This is a genomic window from Flavobacterium sp. 22659 (assembly GCF_052044235.1).
GTDB classification, from domain to species: Bacteria; Bacteroidota; Bacteroidia; order Flavobacteriales; family Flavobacteriaceae; genus Flavobacterium; species Flavobacterium johnsoniae.
In genome coordinates, this window is sequence record NZ_JBQEMU010000007.1 from 1 (window position 1) to 16762 (window position 16762).

Below are 16762 nucleotides of genomic sequence, written 5' to 3' on the forward strand. Positions count from 1 at the left end.
ATGATATAAAAGAAGTTTTATCTAAAATGCAGAACGGAACATACTAAAATCTTTTAAACACAATAAAAAAATCCAATGGCGAATAAGTCATTGGATTTTTTTATTGTAGTATTTTAACTACAATATTATGATTTTTTTGGCTTTGTTTGAAAGTGAATCAGATAATTTTGTACTAATATTAAATACAAAATAGTCATGCGCAATATTGTTTGGAGTTTATCACTCTTGTTTGCCGGAATGTTTGTTTCTTTCGCTCAAACAAATGGTATTCAAAAAGGAACTTATTTATCTACAAATAAAGGTGGAAAAATAAAACTAAATTTATTAGACGATAACAAATACGAATTGGTCTTTTATACGGGAGAATATGAAATTAAAGGCGATTCGTTAGTTTTTTCTAAAAAAGCACAATCAGAAAACGGGTTTAATCTTTCGTTTAAAAATGATAAAAAAGCCAAAAAGATTAAGATTAAAATCTTAGACCCAACTCTTTATTCAGTTTATATAGGGCCTAACTTTTATATAGGTACTCAAAAAGCTTCAGAAACAGTTCAGTATCAAAGAATTTCTGATATTAGAGCAAAAGTAGATCCAAACTGGACATCAACAGATTTAGAATTTGAAATAGACAAAACAGATTTTTTGTATTTGGTTATAGAAAATCATGACGGAAAAAGTAATATTAGTAAATATGCAATAGACAAAGATGTTTCAGAAGCAGCAATTGATTATCAGTCACAGCCTTTAGGTAATCTCAATTTTGCCGGGTTTTATGACAGAAAAACAAACCAGCTGAAAGTTTCTGAACCATTAGTAAACGAGCCTTTCGTATTTGTAAACGAAAAAGATGTACAGCCGGATAAAACGCCTAAAGTTGTTCCATTAGAAAATCAAACCATAACAAACTGGACTTATCCAGGAAAAAGTTCTTATTATGACAGTTATGGAACAGCTGTAGACAGTACTCAAAATAATGCAATTGATAGTGTTGCTGTTGACACAACTGCATACGCTTCGGCAGATTATTCATATAATTTTAAACTTAAAATAGAAAATAATCTAAAAAGTGCTCTTGCTGCAACTAAAGATGCTAAAACTAAGTTTTTAGTTGGAATTGTAGACAGCAAAAATCCCTCTGCAAAAGCAAATTTTGATGCATTCATAAAAAGTCAGGAATCACAGACAGGATACAACATGTATGATAAATATGATGCAAAATATGATGTTTATAATTATTACATGGCCGGTGCCGATGATAAAAAATGGCTGAAAAACAATAAAATAACAAACGACCCAAGTATATTCATTTTAAACGGAAACGGTGATCTATTAGCTGTTGCAAAATCTGATTTAATATCAAACCAATATCAGTTTAGTTATAATGGCAGCTATTATCTTAAACTATTGCGTGCAGATGCTTCTATGTCTATTGGTAAAGTCCTGAAAAATAAAAAAGCATCTGATGCTGATTTGATTCAGGCTTTTAATAAAACGGCAGCACTGCAAACATCTTATGATGATGATTATACTGCATATGATTCTGCTGATCTGGTAATTTCTAAACCAGCCTTAGATAAAAAAGAAGTGGCTCAAACCTGGAAAAAATTAATTGAGGCACATCAAAAAGATAAAAATCCAGATATGAGTTTGGCAGAAACCATTATAAAAGAAATTAAGAATGTTGGATTTACCAAACAGCTTTTTAACGAAGACAGAATTTTAGACGATACAGACTTCTTAGCCATTGATTATTTGTTAAAACATTCTGATGAAATAGAAAGTAATCGTGCAGCATTCAATAATGATGCACCGGAAGTTCATTATATAGACAATGTTTTTTCTGAAATTTCCAATGCATTGCAGGGTAATCTAAATGTTTCTAAAGATGGAGCAGGAGGAGAAAAAAACAAAGACAAAGTCAATTCGATTTATAAAAAAATCATTGCATCTGGAAAAGGAAATTTTGAATCCTATAGAAACTATTTTGACTATTTAGGTCAGTTTACAGACAATGACGGTTCTAATACAACCTACTTAAAAGAGTTTAATACTTATTTTGATAATACATTAGCAGGGGCAAATCCAATTGAAAAATTAGATGTTATTTATTCAGGATTAGACCCGAACTCTAGTTATTCGTATGACGGATGGAACTCATTTAAACTTTACAATTCAGATATTTGCAATAATGCAGCCTGGATGGTTGTATTAAAATCTCAGAATTCTAACTTTATTAAAGATGCTATAAAATGGTCTGAATATAGTTTAGTAATATCTAAAAACAATCCATATTATTTAGATACGCTGGCACAGTTGTATTACAAAGACGGACAAAAAGATAAAGCTGTTGCTACTCAGACTCTGGCAGTAAAATATTTAACCGATACTGTTGAAGAAGAAACTGCAAATGATATAAAAGAAGTTTTATCTAAAATGCAGAACGGAACCTATTAATATTAAGATATCAGAATAAAAGAAACCCGGCAAATTTTAGTTTTGCCGGGTTTTCTTTTCCTATTTTTTAATGCCTGCCATTACTTTGATTTGATAATGTGCAGGATCTTTTTTATTGTTTTTTATCTTGCCATTTACACTTAGATAATTCAGTAAAATAATATATTTTGAAGTTTCTATTTTCTGTTCTATTTTATTTTCTGAATCATAATCTCTTTTAAAAGCAGAATTTGCATTAATAAAATCGTTTATTTTAAGAGGAATAATGTCTTTATTAATCTGTAATTCCTGACCATAATTTGTAGTTTTTGACTTAATTGAATATGTAGTACCATTCAAAGTAATACATTGGTTACAGTCGAATGCATTGTTTTTATTCAAAATAAAAATGAAATCATAACCATGAATGTTATCCACAACATTATTATTGTTTTCATAGTAATAATAGTTAAAATAATCATTTTCTTTAGGTTTGTCTTCATATTCAGATCGATACTGAAAACCTAAACTTTCCATTATTTTAGTTGATCCCGGATCTTTGTCTTTTTTGTACAGCGCATCTAATTTTTTATGCGCATACGGAAGCATAATTTCAAAAGAGTAATTTCTTTGTAAAAAATAAACAATACTGCTTAATTCTTTTTCTTCCTCAAAAGTTAATGTTTTGCCTTGAGCTTTTTGCAGATAGTTTTCGAATCGGGATAACTGACTGTATTTTGAAACAGAATCAGCACTTTGCGGTCCAATAATCGAAAACAAACCGGCAATGCACATGGTTATAGGGATGAATTTTATTTTTGGATGTTTTGCAATTAAAAAATAAGTCACAACAACCGCGAGCCAAATAGATAATAATAAAACATAATAACGTTCGTGAGTAAATCCGTAAAGATTAATTCGGTATAAAATGGCCCAAAAAAGCAATGCCAACAACGGAATTAATAAAAAATAGAACCAGCGGTTAAAGGTACGCATCCATAAATTACCGCTTTCATTTGCAATAGGATGTATCAATAAAAAAGAAAGAATTCCAACGATAGCAAATGCCAGAACCAGATACGAAACCCATCCTACAGGAAGCGAAAGCGTAACCAGAATTTTTGCTTCGTAACAAATTAATATTACCAGATAAATACTTATAAGAGGAAGTAACACAAACTGAGTGAAATTTTTAAGTCCTTTTGGGTAATTTAATTCAAGCGGAAATTCTTTGCTATTCGTTTCAGGAACACCGCTTAAAAAGAAAATAGTATTAAAAACTCCTGCGATGACAAAAAATAGATATCCGTATATTTTGCCATCAAATTCTACTTTAAATAATTGATCGACGGCTAAAATTGCTAAAGCTAAACCAGTATAAAGAACAATACTATACAAACCAGATGTAAGAATTCGTATAAATAGCTGTTTATTAAATTCCCAAAACTCTTCCTGATTGTATGTCCTTGGAATAAAACCTGCGAAAGAAACCAATAAATGTAAAGCAAGGTTGAGAACAAAAAACTGCTGCCATTGCGCATCTGAGACTCTTTCTCCAAAATTAAATACAAAAGCAATTAAAGGTACGCTGACTAGTATACTAACAGTAAAGCGTATGATATTGTTTTTGTGTTTGGCAGCAAAAAACAAACTTGCAGAAACAAACCAAACCAGACATAAAGAACAGCTCATGATTGCTTTTAAATAGAATTCGTCATGGTTTGAATAATCCTGTCTAATATTTAAAACAGCGAAAATGGTACCACAAATTGCTGTAATAGTTTCTAAAGGAAATCTCAGAATGGTTTTTTGTGCTGCATTTAACACGTTCTGTAATGAAGGAAGTCTGCTCATTTTTTAGTCAGTTATTTTGTACTAAGGAAAGCAAATGCCGTCAAATAAACAAATAAAAAATCCCGAACTCTAAACAAATAGAATTCGGGATTTATATATAAGTAAGATTAAGGAAACTTAGCTTTGAAGCTTAAAAAAATTATAATCCAAATGCAGTTTTTACCTGGTCAACAAAATCAAGTTTTTCCCATGTAAACAACTCAACAGTAACCGTTTTTTCGTTTCCGCCTGGAGCAGAGAAAGTTTTAGTAACCGTTTCTGGTTTACGTCCCATGTGTCCGTAAGCAGCCGTTTCGCTGTAAATAGGATTTCTTAATTTTAAACGCTGCTCAATAAAGTAAGGACGCATATCGAAGATAGCTTCTACTTTTTTAGCGATTTCACCGTTTGTTAAGTTTACTTTAGAAGTTCCGTAAGTCTCAATGAAAATACCCATTGGCTCAGCAACTCCAATTGCGTAAGAAACCTGAACTAAGATTTCGTCAGCAACACCTGCAGCAACTAAGTTTTTAGCGATATGACGAGTTGCATAAGCAGCACTTCTGTCTACTTTACTTGGATCTTTTCCAGAGAATGCACCACCACCGTGAGCACCTTTACCTCCGTAAGTGTCAACAATAATTTTTCTTCCTGTTAAACCAGTATCTCCGTGAGGTCCTCCAATAACGAATTTTCCTGTTGGGTTAATATGGTAGTTGATTTTATCGTTAAATAAATGAGCGTGCTCAGGGTTTTTAGCGATAATTCTTGGAATCAAAATTTCGATAACATCTTTTTTGATTTTAGCAAGCATTGCAGCTTCTTCATCAAAATCATCATGCTGCGTTGAAATAACAATCGCGTCAATACGAGTTGGTTTGTTATCGTCGCTGTATTCTAAAGTTACCTGAGATTTAGCATCTGGACGTAAATACGTGATTTCTTTGTTTTCACGTCTTAAAATAGCTAATTCTTGTAATAATTTATGAGATAAATCAAGTGCCAATGGCATGAAGTTTTCAGTTTCGTTTGTAGCGTAACCAAACATCATTCCTTGATCTCCAGCACCTTGCTCTTCCGGCTTAGCTCTGTCAACTCCTTGGTTAATGTCTGCAGACTGCTCGTGAATAGCTGATAAAATTCCACAAGAATTTGCCTCAAACATATATTCACTTTTAGTATATCCAATTTTACGGATTACCTCACGTGCAATTTGTTGTACATCAAGATAAGTATTTGATTTTACCTCACCTGCTAAAATAACCTGACCTGTAGTAACCAATGTTTCACAAGCTACTTTCGAATCAGCGTCAAATGCCAAAAAGTTATCAATTAAAGCATCCGAAATTTGATCTGCAACTTTGTCTGGATGCCCTTCACTAACAGATTCTGACGTAAATAAATAAGCCATAATAATTTATTAAATTAACATTAAGCGAGGAAAAGTAATTGCTGAAAGTGCTAAAGGAGAGTTCCTGCTTTAGCATTTTTTACTACCAAAATCTTTATTTCGGCATCCATAATGAACCGTTTCATTATGAAGAGGTTGCAATCAGTTCAAATTTTTCCTCTGTATTCGCGTGCAAAGGTATAAAACCATTTTGATTTGCAAATTAAAGTTCAACTTTTTTTATTTTTTATAGCAGAAATTTAACAAAAGCATACTATTTTGATAGGGTAATAGAAAATATTTTGATTTTTGTTTGGCTGATTAAAAAATAGTTCGCAAATTTGCCTTGTTAAAATCACAGAACAAAAATGAAATTTACAGTTTGCAATATGATGTCTTGTAAGATGCCGGAATTCTCCGCAGAGACTCTATTGTAGATTTTTTTCAACAATATAATAGAACCTCTGCCCGCCGCAGAGGTTTTTTTTTGTTTCAAACCGAAAAAACTGTAAGTCTTTTAAGCCAAAAACAAATTAATCACTAAAAAGAAATGAAAAAAAATGTACTAATCGTTTTGGGTCTTGTGACATTTTCAGGCCTTTATGCTCAGGACAACAAAACCGAGCAGGATTCTTTGAAGAATAATGAATTGTCAGAAGTAACCATAATTGGATCAAGAAGTAAGAACAGAGTAAAAACAGATGTGCCGGTTCCGGTTGATGTTTTTAATATTGCCGATATTACAAAAGGAGCGCCGCAAACCAGCGTAACTCAAATTTTAAATTATGTTGCGCCATCTTTTACAAGTAACGCAACATCAACTGCCGATGCAACAGATCACGTTGATCCGGCGCAATTAAGAGGTTTAGGACCAGATCAGGTTTTAATTTTAGTAAACGGAAAACGCAGGCACACCAGCGCACTGGTAAACATAAACGGATCGCCAGGAAGGGGATCTGTAGGAACAGATTTAAATGCCATTCCATCTTTTGCAATTGAAAGAATTGAAGTTTTAAGAGATGGTGCGGCAGCACAATACGGTTCAGATGCTATTGCAGGAGTTATCAATATTGTATTAAAGAAAAATGCCAACTATCTTTCAGGAGGAGTTCAGTATGGAGCTAACTTGTCATCAGGTTCAAATAACTTTAAAGGCGGTTCTGATGGACAAACAACCCAGATTGATTTAAATTACGGAACTTCTTTAGGAAAACCCGGAAGTTATTTAAACCTAACTGCTGTTGGTGTAACAAGACAGGCAACAAGCAGGGCAGGAATTAGAAATAACGGAATTTTTAATGCTTATAATGCTGTAGAAAACAGAGCGGCTCAAAATGGAGTCGAAATCAATTCATTGTTCAGTAATATTAATACGACTGGAAATTCGGCACAAATTATAAGTTCGCTGCAGCAATATGCGCCGCAGGTAAGTTATTTTACAACAGCACAGCAAAATGCAATTGCATCGGCAACAACAATTGCTCAAATGCAGACAGCACTTAATTTTGATGTTACTAATAATGAGTTAGCTTACAGAGGACAGCAAAGAGCAGATTATAATATGAGTGTAGGACAGTCAGAATTGGCTTCGGGACAGGCATATTATAATGCAAAATATCCTTTAACCGAAACAACTTCACTATATTCATTTGGAGGAATCTCTTATAGAAATGGGAAATCGTATGCTTTTAACAGACTGCCAAACGGTTCAGGAACTTTCACGCAAGTGTATCAAAACGGATTTTTACCAGAAATTGAATCTAAGATTTTAGATGCTTCGGCTGCACTTGGAGTTACTACAAATATTTTAGGCTTCGATACAGATTTAAGCACCAATTTAGGAACCAATTCATTTAATTATGATGTAAACAATACTATCAATGCGACTTTAGGAACCAATTCACCTTTGAGTTTTGATGCCGGAAAAGTTTCATTTTTACAAAGCACAACCAATTTAGATTTCAGTAAAAAGCTTGATGTTCTTTCTGGACTGAATGTTGCTTTTGGAGGAGAATTTAGATATGAAAATTACGAAATTAAAGCTGGAGAAGAAGCTTCATACGGATTATATGATGTAAACGGAGCTTTGGTAACCGGAATTTTACCAAGTACTTCACCTTTAATTGTTACTGATTTCTTTGGTAACAAACGTGGAGCAGGAGCGCAGGGATTCTCAGGATTTCAGCCTTCAGATGCTAAAGAAAAAGACAGACAAAGCGGCGCTGCCTACATTGATTTAGAGTTGAATGCAACCGAAAAATGGCTGGTAAACGGAGCGGCACGTTATGAAAACTATTCAGATTTTGGAAGTACAGTTACTTTTAAATTAGCTTCTCTTTTAAAATTAACAGATAATATCAATTGGAGAGTTTCAGGGCAGACAGGTTTTAGAGCGCCATCATTACAGCAAAAATATTTTGAAAGCAGTTCTACCCAATTCATTAATGGTTCGCCTTATCAGGTTGGATATTTTACAAATGATTCTCAGGCGGCAAAAAGTATTGGTGTAGAAAATTTAAAACCAGAAAAATCAAAAAGCATCAGCACAGGATTTACATTTAAAATTCCAGAAGCAAACATTACAATTTCTACAGATGCTTATTATACAAGAATCAACGACAGAATTGTTTTATCAGGACAATATGCTAGACCAACAGATGCGCAGATAAATGCAGCAACATCGCAGACACAAAAAGATGCTTTGACATTGTTTCAACAGGCATTTGATTTAAAAGGTGTTGAGAGAGCTTCGTTCTGGACAAATGGAATTGACTCAGAAACAAAAGGAATTGATTTAGTAATTTCTCAAAAATATGATGTAATTCAGGATTTTGTAATTAGAAATGATTTTGCTTTAAGTTTTAATGAAACAAAAAGAGTAGGCGCTTTAAATGTACCACAGTCTATTATTGATGCAGGCGGCGATCCTTATATATATTCATTTTTTCCTGAGTCAAGCCGAATTTATTTAGAAGAAGCAATTCCGAAATTAAAAGCAAACCTAACAACGACTTTCAGTATCAAAAAACTGGATATATATTTAAGAAACAGTTATTTTGGAAAAGTAACAGATCCGGGAGCAACAGATGTTAATTTAGATGGATTTTCTTCTGTTTACGAACATCCGGAATACAGCGCAAAATTAGTAACTGATTTGTCGTTCGGATACCAGATAAACGAACATTTTAGAGCAACCGTTGGATTTAATAATATAGGAGATGTTTATCCGGACAGAAATAATCCTTCGACTCCGGCTTTTACAAACACAACTCCAACTTTATCTCCGGCGCCAAGTACAGACTTAACAAACGCAAATCAGTTTGCATATTCAAGAGCTGTATCGCAATTTGGATTAAACGGAAGATTTGGTTTTGCACGTTTAAGTTTTAAATTTTAAAGTAAAAGAATAGACCACAGATTATAAAGATTAAACGAATTAGCGCTGATTTTTAAAATCAATGTAATCTTTTTAATCTGTGGCTAACCTTTCAGAATAATTTAGTGAGCTGAAAGGTTTGATTTTAGTGACTTACAAAAATTTAATGTTAAATATCAAAATTTTATTTGGCAGTTAAACAAATAAATATTACATTTACTCTATCAAACTAGTCGAGTTTAAAAAGGAATTAAATTTTAAATAGAAATGAAAACAATAGCAGGAAAAAATATGATGTGTTGTAGTATGATGCAAATGTGCATCCAACCTTGCTGTTGCCAAAAGTAAAAGATACAATCTTTGTTATAGTTACACTATAAGCCCTTTTGGTCGCCATCCGAAAGGGCTTTTTTCATTTCAACACTTTAAATTAAAAATCATGAAGACATTAAATTCCATAGCAGTAGAATATTTATTGAGAAACGATTCTCAAAATGACAATAACAAATCAGAAAATCTAACAAAAGAAATCACAAGAATCAATTCAGAACAGGATAGAAAAGTTCAAAAATCATTACTGTTTCAAATGTATGATCTTGAAACAGAAGGAGAATTTTCTTTTGCTTAATCACCACAAAATTTAATTACAATCAGATAACAATATATAATAGTATTAACAATACCTAAAAAACTAAGAAATCATGAGCACACAAAAATTTGCAACAAACGCATTACACGCAGGACACGATGTTACTAAAAATTCTGGAACAAGAGCAGTTCCAATTTACCAGACATCATCATACGTATTTAATAACGCCGATCATGCGGCCAATTTATTTGGTCTTGCCGAAGCCGGATTTATTTACACCAGATTAAATAACCCAACAAACGATGTTTTAGAACAGAGACTTGCCACACTCGAAGGCGGTATTGGAGCTGTAGTTACGGCATCTGGAGCATCAGCAATTTCTACCACTTTATTAACTTTATTAAGAGCCGGCGATCATATCGTAGCATCAAATAGTTTATACGGCGGTACTTACAACCTATTAAGTGTAACATTACCTCGTTTAGGAATTACAACCACTTTTGTAGATCCTTCAGATCCACAAAATTTTACTAAAGCAGCAAAAGAAAATACCAGAGCATTTTTTGTAGAATCTTTAGGAAATCCAAAATTAGACGTATTAGACTTAAAAGCAATTTCGGCAGAAGCCAAAGCATTTAAAGTGCCATTTATAGTAGACAATACAGTTGCGACACCTTATTTGTTAAACCCAATTAAATATGGTGCCGATATTGTAATTCACTCATTAACTAAATATATAGCCGGAAACGGAACATCATTAGGCGGTGTAATTATCGATGCCGGAAACTTTGACTGGGCTAACGGAAAATTTCCTGAATTTACAGAACCATCTGCAGGATATCACGGATTAGTATATCACGAAGCTTTAGGAAATGCAGCCTTTATTGCAAAAGCACGAATCGAAGGATTACGAGATTTTGGAGCTGCTTTGAGTCCGTTTAATGCTTTTCAGATAATTCAGGGATTAGAAACACTTCCAATCCGAATTAAAAAACACAGTGAAAATGCTTTGGTTCTGGCCGAATGGTTAGAAAAACAAGATGAGGTAGTCTGGGTAAATTATCCAGGTTTGAAATCAAATAAATATTATGATTTAGCCAAAGAATACCTTCCGGAAGGGCAAAGCGGTATTATCACCTTTGGATTAAAAGGAGGTTTTGACGCTGCTAAAAAAGTAGTAGACGAAACGAAGTTATTCTCGCTTTTGGCCAATATTGGCGACACAAAATCGCTGATTATACACCCTGCAAGCACTACTCACCAGCAATTGTCTGAAGAAGACCAATTGGCTACAGGAGTATCAAAAGATTTAGTCCGACTTTCTGTTGGAATAGAAGATGTTGAAGATTTAATTGCCGACTTACAAGCGGTTTTTGAAAGCGTAACCCAATCGCAGTACAGCATCAATAAGAATTAGGTTTTTTTGTTTTTTGTTTGAAAAATTGCCTTTAGCAGCGTGAGTTCTGCTAGAGGTGATTTTTTATGAAAAGAAAATCATAATACAGATATATTTTAAAAATTAAAATTATGTCAAAGCTTAAAATAAATATCATCCTATTTGGAATAGGAAATATAGGAAGCACATTAATCAATCAGATTATCGAAAGTCAGGAGTTTTTTCTGCAAAGCAAAAATGTTGATTTTCATTTTCCTATTATCACCAATTCTACAGTAGCCTTTTTCGAGAAAGAAGGTGTTGGATATGCCTGGGAAACCAATTTTAGAGAATTGGCTGTTCCGTTTAGAGTCGAAGATATTATTGAATTTGCAAAAGAAAACGAATTCGAAAATCTTATTGCCGTTGATGCCACTGCAAGCGACGAATTGATTGGTCATTATAATACTTTAATCGAAAACGGATTCAATATCGTGGCTGTAAATAAAAAAGCCAATACTCTCCCAATTGATCTCTATAAAAAAATAAGAGAAAATCTTAAAAAATACGACAAAGAATTCTTGTATGAAACCTCTGTAGATACAGGATTTCCGGTTTTGCAGACATTAAGAGATTTGTATTATTCAGGAGAAAAAATAACCAAAATACGAGGTGTGTTTTCAGATAACCTGAGTTATGTATTTAATCGTTTTTCTGCCGAAGAAAACACTTTTTCCTCTATTTTAAAAGATGCCAGCCTTCTCGGATTAATGCGTTCTACATTTAAAGAAGATCTGTCTGGAAATGATACAGCCAGAAAATTATTGATCCTGACGAGAGAAATAGGAAAAGAATTCGAATTTTCAGATATCAAAATTCATCCTCTGATAAGAGAAGAACACTTAGAAAAAAATGGAATACTGAATAAAGATGCTATTGATAAATCATTTAAAATTGCCAAAATAACCCAAAAAGACAATCACGTCTTACGATATATTGGAGAATTTGATGTCGAGAAAAATACGCTGGAAGTAAAATTAGTATCAGAACCTGTAACATCAGCAATTGGCCAGTTAAAAGGTTCAGATTCTATTTTCGAAATTTACACACAATCATATGCTAATACTCCAATTGTGCTTCAAAGTGCATCACCGTGCAAACAGGCAATTTCGAGAGGTTTAATAACCGATATTCTAAAAGTTGCAGAAAAAATAAAAAATAAAGAAGCAGTCTGGCTTTAGTGGTTTTCAATATTACATAGTTCTTTGACAGATTGAAATAGAAAGTTAGATATTTTTTGTAGGATTTAACCTTCTTTAATTCAAATTGTAATTTTGTAAGATGTTTTTTAACGATAAAAAGCTGTTTTTTAACGTTTTTTAAGAAAAAATAAGCTTTTATAACTTGCAATATTAAAAAAATATTCGCAAATTTGTAAGACAAGTTAGAACTGTTAAAAAAGCAGTAATAATTGTTAAAATAGACAAAAACACTTTTTCGATTTTAATCACATCAAAAAAGTTTATAAAAAATACTAAATGCAAGATTTTTTAAAAATAACAGTCAAATCACAAATGAATAAGTCCCTACAGATGAACAAGATGTTCAATGTCGCACGTATTTGTGTATGCGTCTGTTGATACTAAAAGTATATATAAGTTGTATAAAACTTAGACCCTTTTGGTATTAAAAATCCAAAAGGGTTTTTTTATTCCATTTAGCATCATAACAAAGAATTAAAGTAAACATAAAGATTAAAAAATAACTAACATAAACTTAAACATCATGAGCGCAATTAACTACTTAAGAAAAAAATTCAGAAGTACAAAAACTGAAAGAAACAATCCGCCGCCAGCAAATGAATTGATCCACCCAAGTTTTGGAATAACTGAAACAGATAAAAAAGCGGTAAAAAAAGCACCAAATTCATTATTGTTTTTGATGTATTCTAAAGAAAATGAAACGCTTTTCATCTAAGTTGAAAAGTACCATCATACAGGGCTGAAACCTGCATAACATTACTGGGCATAACGTTCGGTAATTTTGTGCGTACAATAGTTTCTGATTGAATTATGTTTAAGAAATTGAATAATCAGTTTCGATAAAATTTGTTAGTTTAAGAAATTAGTAGTTAATTTGCACCGTTAAGTTCAAAAACGTATTGAAAATGTTATAAAGAAAGGAGGAGGGATTAGACCCGATGAATCCTTAGCAACCCTTCGTTAATTCGAAGAAGGTGCTGCATTCTACCACGCCCAAACGTGGAAAGATAACAACAAGAATTTTTCTAGTTTCAACTCTAGACTTTCTTTCTAATATTTCCACATACAAATCAAAAAGTAAAAAGATTTGAAATTGGAAAATATACCAAGTCCCATTATAATTCAAGATTTCATCACCGAAAGTGGTGCACTGTATCAATCGTTACCGTTAAGTTTTACACTTTCCGGAAAACCGTTGTATACAGCTCCAATTGTTTTGGTTAATCATGCCTTAACCGGAAACGCACAAGTTACCGGCGAAAATGGCTGGTGGAGTGATCTAATCGGCGAAGCCAAAACTATCGATACCAATCAATATACCGTTTTAGCATTTAATGTTCCCGGAAACGGAACCGATTCGTTTATAATCGAGAATTATCAGGATTTTACAACCAGAGATATTGCCAAAATCTTCATCAAAGGATTAAAAGCACTGCATATTGAAAAAGTTTTTGCCATAATAGGCGGTTCTGTCGGCGGAGGAATCGCTTGGGAAATTCTGGCTCTGGAACCCAACATTACAGAACATTTAATTCCTATTGCTACCGATTGGAAATCGACTGACTGGATGATTGCCAACTGTTTCCTGCAAGAACAAATTTTAAACAATTCTTCGAGACCAATCGAAGATGCCAGAATACACGCTATGTTGTGTTACCGTTCTCCGGAATCATTTAAAGAAAAATTTCAGCGAACCATCAATCAGGATCTTTTGATTTTTAATATAGAAAGCTGGCTGGCACATCATGGCAAAAAATTGCAGCAGCGATACCAGTTGTCATCTTATAAATTGATGAACCAATTGCTTAAAACCATCGATATTACCAGAAATAGTGAAGATTTCGAAACGTTAATATCCAAATCAAATGCTGCGATTCATATCGTGGCTATCAACTCAGATTTGTTTTTTACACCAAAAGAAAATCTGGAAACCTACAATGAATTAAAGAAATTTAAAAACAATGTTTTTTACAGCGAGATTGATTCGGTTCACGGACATGACGCTTTTTTAATCGAGTACAAACAATTAGATCATTTACTTGCCGATATTTTTAAGGCAGAAACAATAGCAAAATAAAATGAAAGTATTAAAATTTGGAGGTAAATCATTATCAAACGGAGAAGGACTTAACAAAGTAGTTTCAATCATTTCAGATAAAGTAAATCAAGGCGAGCAAATTGCCGTAGTCGTTTCTGCCCGAGGAAATGCGACAGATGAATTAGAAGATATCTTAAGAATTGCTGCTAAAAACGGTAATTATAAGCCTTTATTAGAAAGTTTTAAAGCATACCAGACTTCAGATTATCCGCAGGTAGATTTATCTGAGGAATTCAATATTTTAGATAAATTATTTGAAGGAGTTAGTCTTATTGGTGATTACAGCAATAAAATTAAAGATCAGATTTTGTCAAAAGGAGAATTGCTTTCGGCTAAATTATTGACTTCAATTTTAATTGAAAAAGGAATTCCTGCCAATTTTGTCGATACGAGAGAATTGTTGAAAACAGATTCTAAATTTGGCGATGCCCAGCCTTTAGAACAGCTTTCAAAGAAAAACGTTATCAATTATTTCAAACTTCATAATGGTGAAACAGTAAATATCGTTACCGGTTTTATTGGTTCAAACAACAACAACGACACCACAACTTTAGGAAGAAACGGAAGCAATTATACAGCTTCGTTAATTGCTAATTATCTGGATGCCGAAGAACTTCAAAACTTTACACACGTTGACGGAATCTATACAGCAAATCCAGATTTAGTTGCCGATGCTAAAAAAATCGAATTTTTATCGTTTAATGAGGCAAATGAATTAGCCAATTTTGGAGCAACAATTCTGCATGCCAAAACGATAATTCCTTTATTAGAAAAAAACATTCCCCTTCGTATTTTAAATACATTCAATCACGAAAATCACGGAACTTTAATCACTTCTAATTCTGCAAAAGAAGGAATTAAAACCCTTTCTGTTTTAGAAAACGTATCTCTTGTAAATCTTGAAGGACGCGGATTGCTTGGAAAAGCCGGAGTCGATGCCCGAATTTTTAAAGTAATGGGCGATCACAACATCAGCGTAAGCATCATTTCGCAAGGTTCTTCTGAAAGAGGAATTGGATTAGTTGTGGCTAAAGACAAAGCAACTCTTGCAATGGTTGAATTAGAAAAAGAGTTCGAAAACGACTTTTATTCTAAAGATGTAAACCAAATTACAGTGACTGATAATGTTTCGGTAATTTCTATCATCGGGCAGGATTTAAGTACATTCCATAAACCGTATACAGCTTTAATTAAAAATAAAATAGTTCCAATTTTATTCAACAATACCGTTACAGGTAAAAACGTGAGTTTGGTTGTTAAAAAAGAAGAATTAAACAAAGCCTTAAACGTAATTCACGGAGAGATTTTTGGAGTTTCTAAAAAAATCAACATTGCGATTTTCGGTCACGGATTAGTGGGCGGAACTTTGATTAATCAAATTTTAGAATCGGCTTCTGCAATCGAAAAACGAAAAGATATTAAGCTGAATGTTTTTGCTATCGCAAACTCTAAAAAACTGCTTTTAAATAAAAATGGCGTAACTTCAAGCTGGAAAAACGATATTGAAACAAAAGGCGAATCATATACGATTCAGGACATTATTGATTATGCAAATGAGTACCATTTAGAGAACTTAATTGCAGTTGATAATACAGCGAGTGCTTCATTTGTAGAAAACTATGTTACACTGGTAGAAAGCAGTTTCGACTTAATTTCGTCAAATAAAGTCGCTAATACTTTAACGTATGGTTTCTATAAAGAATTGAGAAAAGCTTTAGCAGAAAATCAAAAGAATTATTTGTACGAAACCAATGTTGGAGCTGGATTACCGTTAATTGATACAATTAAACTGCTTCACCTTTCAGGAGAAAATATCACAAAAATTAAAGGTGTTTTCTCAGGAACATTAAGTTATTTATTCAATAATTTTTCTGCAAAAGATGCTCCGTTCAGCGAAATTCTGCAGGAAGCAATTGATAACGGATATACAGAACCAGATCCGCGTGAAGATTTATGCGGAAATGATGTGGGAAGAAAATTATTGATTCTGGCAAGAGAATTAGATTTGCAAAATGAGTTTGAAGAAATTTCAATTCAAAATTTAATTCCGGAGCACTTACGTGAAGGAAGCGCTGCCGATTTCTTGACAAAATTAAAAGAATTTGACCCAATTTATGCGAAGATAAAAGCAGAACAACAGCCAAATCACGTATTAAGATATATTGGTGAATTGTCTGGAGATTTGCAGAATGACAAAGGAAATTTAGAAGTAAAATTAGTTTCAGTACCTTCAGATACTGCATTAGGCGGATTAAAAGGTTCAGATTCTTTCTTCGAAATTTATACAGAATCTTACGGAGATCGTCCAATCGTTATTCAGGGAGCCGGTGCAGGTTCTGCCGTAACAGCAAGAGGAGTTTTTGGAGATATTTTGAGATTATCTGATAAAGGATAATTGATTTTAGA

The 16762-nt window shown here is 33.0% G+C and carries 10 protein-coding genes and 1 riboswitch; of the genes, 8 read left to right on the forward strand and 2 right to left on the reverse strand.

All coding sequences use genetic code 11. The features are described 5' to 3' along the window. Positions 1-195 precede the first annotated feature (195 nt). Positions 196-2454 carry a hypothetical protein gene (locus tag ACTJIW_RS09195; protein WP_440718448.1) on the forward strand — a complete coding sequence of 753 codons (2259 nt, stop codon included), beginning with the start codon at positions 196-198 and terminating at the stop codon, positions 2452-2454. 60 nt (positions 2455-2514) lie between these two features. On the opposite strand, the gene ACTJIW_RS09200 is transcribed toward ACTJIW_RS09195, so the two are convergent. Further along, on the reverse strand, positions 2515-4287 hold the full coding sequence (locus tag ACTJIW_RS09200; RefSeq protein ID WP_440714570.1) for a DUF4153 domain-containing protein: 1773 nt from the start codon (positions 4285-4287) through the stop codon (positions 2515-2517). Between the two features lie 139 nt (positions 4288-4426). Next, entirely contained in the window at positions 4427-5677 is a 1251-nt protein-coding gene (gene metK, locus ACTJIW_RS09205; RefSeq protein ID WP_012023567.1) for a methionine adenosyltransferase, read from the reverse strand. A 529-nt stretch (positions 5678-6206) separates the two neighbouring features. Here metK and ACTJIW_RS09210 point away from each other — a divergent pair. The 7 genes from ACTJIW_RS09210 (at position 6207) to thrA (ending at position 16751) form a co-directional block, all read left to right on the forward strand. Further along, positions 6207-9053 carry a TonB-dependent receptor plug domain-containing protein gene (locus tag ACTJIW_RS09210; protein WP_440714569.1) on the forward strand — a complete coding sequence of 949 codons (2847 nt, stop codon included), beginning with the start codon at positions 6207-6209 and terminating at the stop codon, positions 9051-9053. A gap of 418 nt (positions 9054-9471) precedes the next feature. Continuing rightward, the gene (locus tag ACTJIW_RS09215; protein ID WP_121362455.1) at positions 9472-9660 is read left to right on the forward strand and encodes a hypothetical protein; all 189 of its coding nucleotides are present in this window, start codon (positions 9472-9474) and stop codon (positions 9658-9660) included. 73 nt (positions 9661-9733) lie between these two features. Then, positions 9734-11038: an O-acetylhomoserine aminocarboxypropyltransferase/cysteine synthase family protein gene (locus ACTJIW_RS09220; protein ID WP_440714568.1), complete on the forward strand. Its 1305-nt coding sequence runs from the start codon at positions 9734-9736 to the stop codon at positions 11036-11038. A 110-nt stretch (positions 11039-11148) separates the two neighbouring features. Then, on the forward strand, positions 11149-12237 hold the full coding sequence (locus ACTJIW_RS09225; protein WP_440714567.1) for an aspartate kinase: 1089 nt from the start codon (positions 11149-11151) through the stop codon (positions 12235-12237). A 544-nt stretch (positions 12238-12781) separates the two neighbouring features. Then, the gene (locus ACTJIW_RS09230; RefSeq protein WP_044047570.1) at positions 12782-12973 is read left to right on the forward strand and encodes a hypothetical protein; all 192 of its coding nucleotides are present in this window, start codon (positions 12782-12784) and stop codon (positions 12971-12973) included. Positions 12974-13163: 190 nt separating this feature from the next. Beyond that, positions 13164-13272, forward strand: a riboswitch (SAM riboswitch). A 79-nt stretch (positions 13273-13351) separates the two neighbouring features. Then, positions 13352-14335, forward strand: a complete 984-nt coding sequence (locus tag ACTJIW_RS09235) for an alpha/beta fold hydrolase (protein ID WP_254796513.1) — start codon at positions 13352-13354, stop codon at positions 14333-14335. A gap of 1 nt (position 14336) precedes the next feature. Beyond that, complete coding sequence (gene thrA, locus ACTJIW_RS09240; protein ID WP_073407999.1) at positions 14337-16751, forward strand: bifunctional aspartate kinase/homoserine dehydrogenase I; 2415 nt, start codon at positions 14337-14339, stop codon at positions 16749-16751. Positions 16752-16762 lie beyond the last annotated feature (11 nt).

Bases quoted from the DNA above. Each gene is read 5' to 3' on its own strand.
- ACTJIW_RS09195 (WP_440718448.1), top strand. From the start codon at position 196: ATGCGCAATATTGTTTGGAGTTTATCACTCTTGTTTGCCGGAATGTTT.
- ACTJIW_RS09200 (WP_440714570.1), bottom strand. From the start codon at position 4,287: ATGAGCAGACTTCCTTCATTACAGAACGTGTTAAATGCAGCACAAAAA.
- metK (WP_012023567.1), bottom strand. From the start codon at position 5,677: ATGGCTTATTTATTTACGTCAGAATCTGTTAGTGAAGGGCATCCAGAC.
- ACTJIW_RS09210 (WP_440714569.1), top strand. From the start codon at position 6,207: ATGAAAAAAAATGTACTAATCGTTTTGGGTCTTGTGACATTTTCAGGC.
- ACTJIW_RS09215 (WP_121362455.1), top strand. From the start codon at position 9,472: ATGAAGACATTAAATTCCATAGCAGTAGAATATTTATTGAGAAACGAT.
- ACTJIW_RS09220 (WP_440714568.1), top strand. From the start codon at position 9,734: ATGAGCACACAAAAATTTGCAACAAACGCATTACACGCAGGACACGAT.
- ACTJIW_RS09225 (WP_440714567.1), top strand. From the start codon at position 11,149: ATGTCAAAGCTTAAAATAAATATCATCCTATTTGGAATAGGAAATATA.
- ACTJIW_RS09230 (WP_044047570.1), top strand. From the start codon at position 12,782: ATGAGCGCAATTAACTACTTAAGAAAAAAATTCAGAAGTACAAAAACT.
- thrA (WP_073407999.1), top strand. From the start codon at position 14,337: ATGAAAGTATTAAAATTTGGAGGTAAATCATTATCAAACGGAGAAGGA.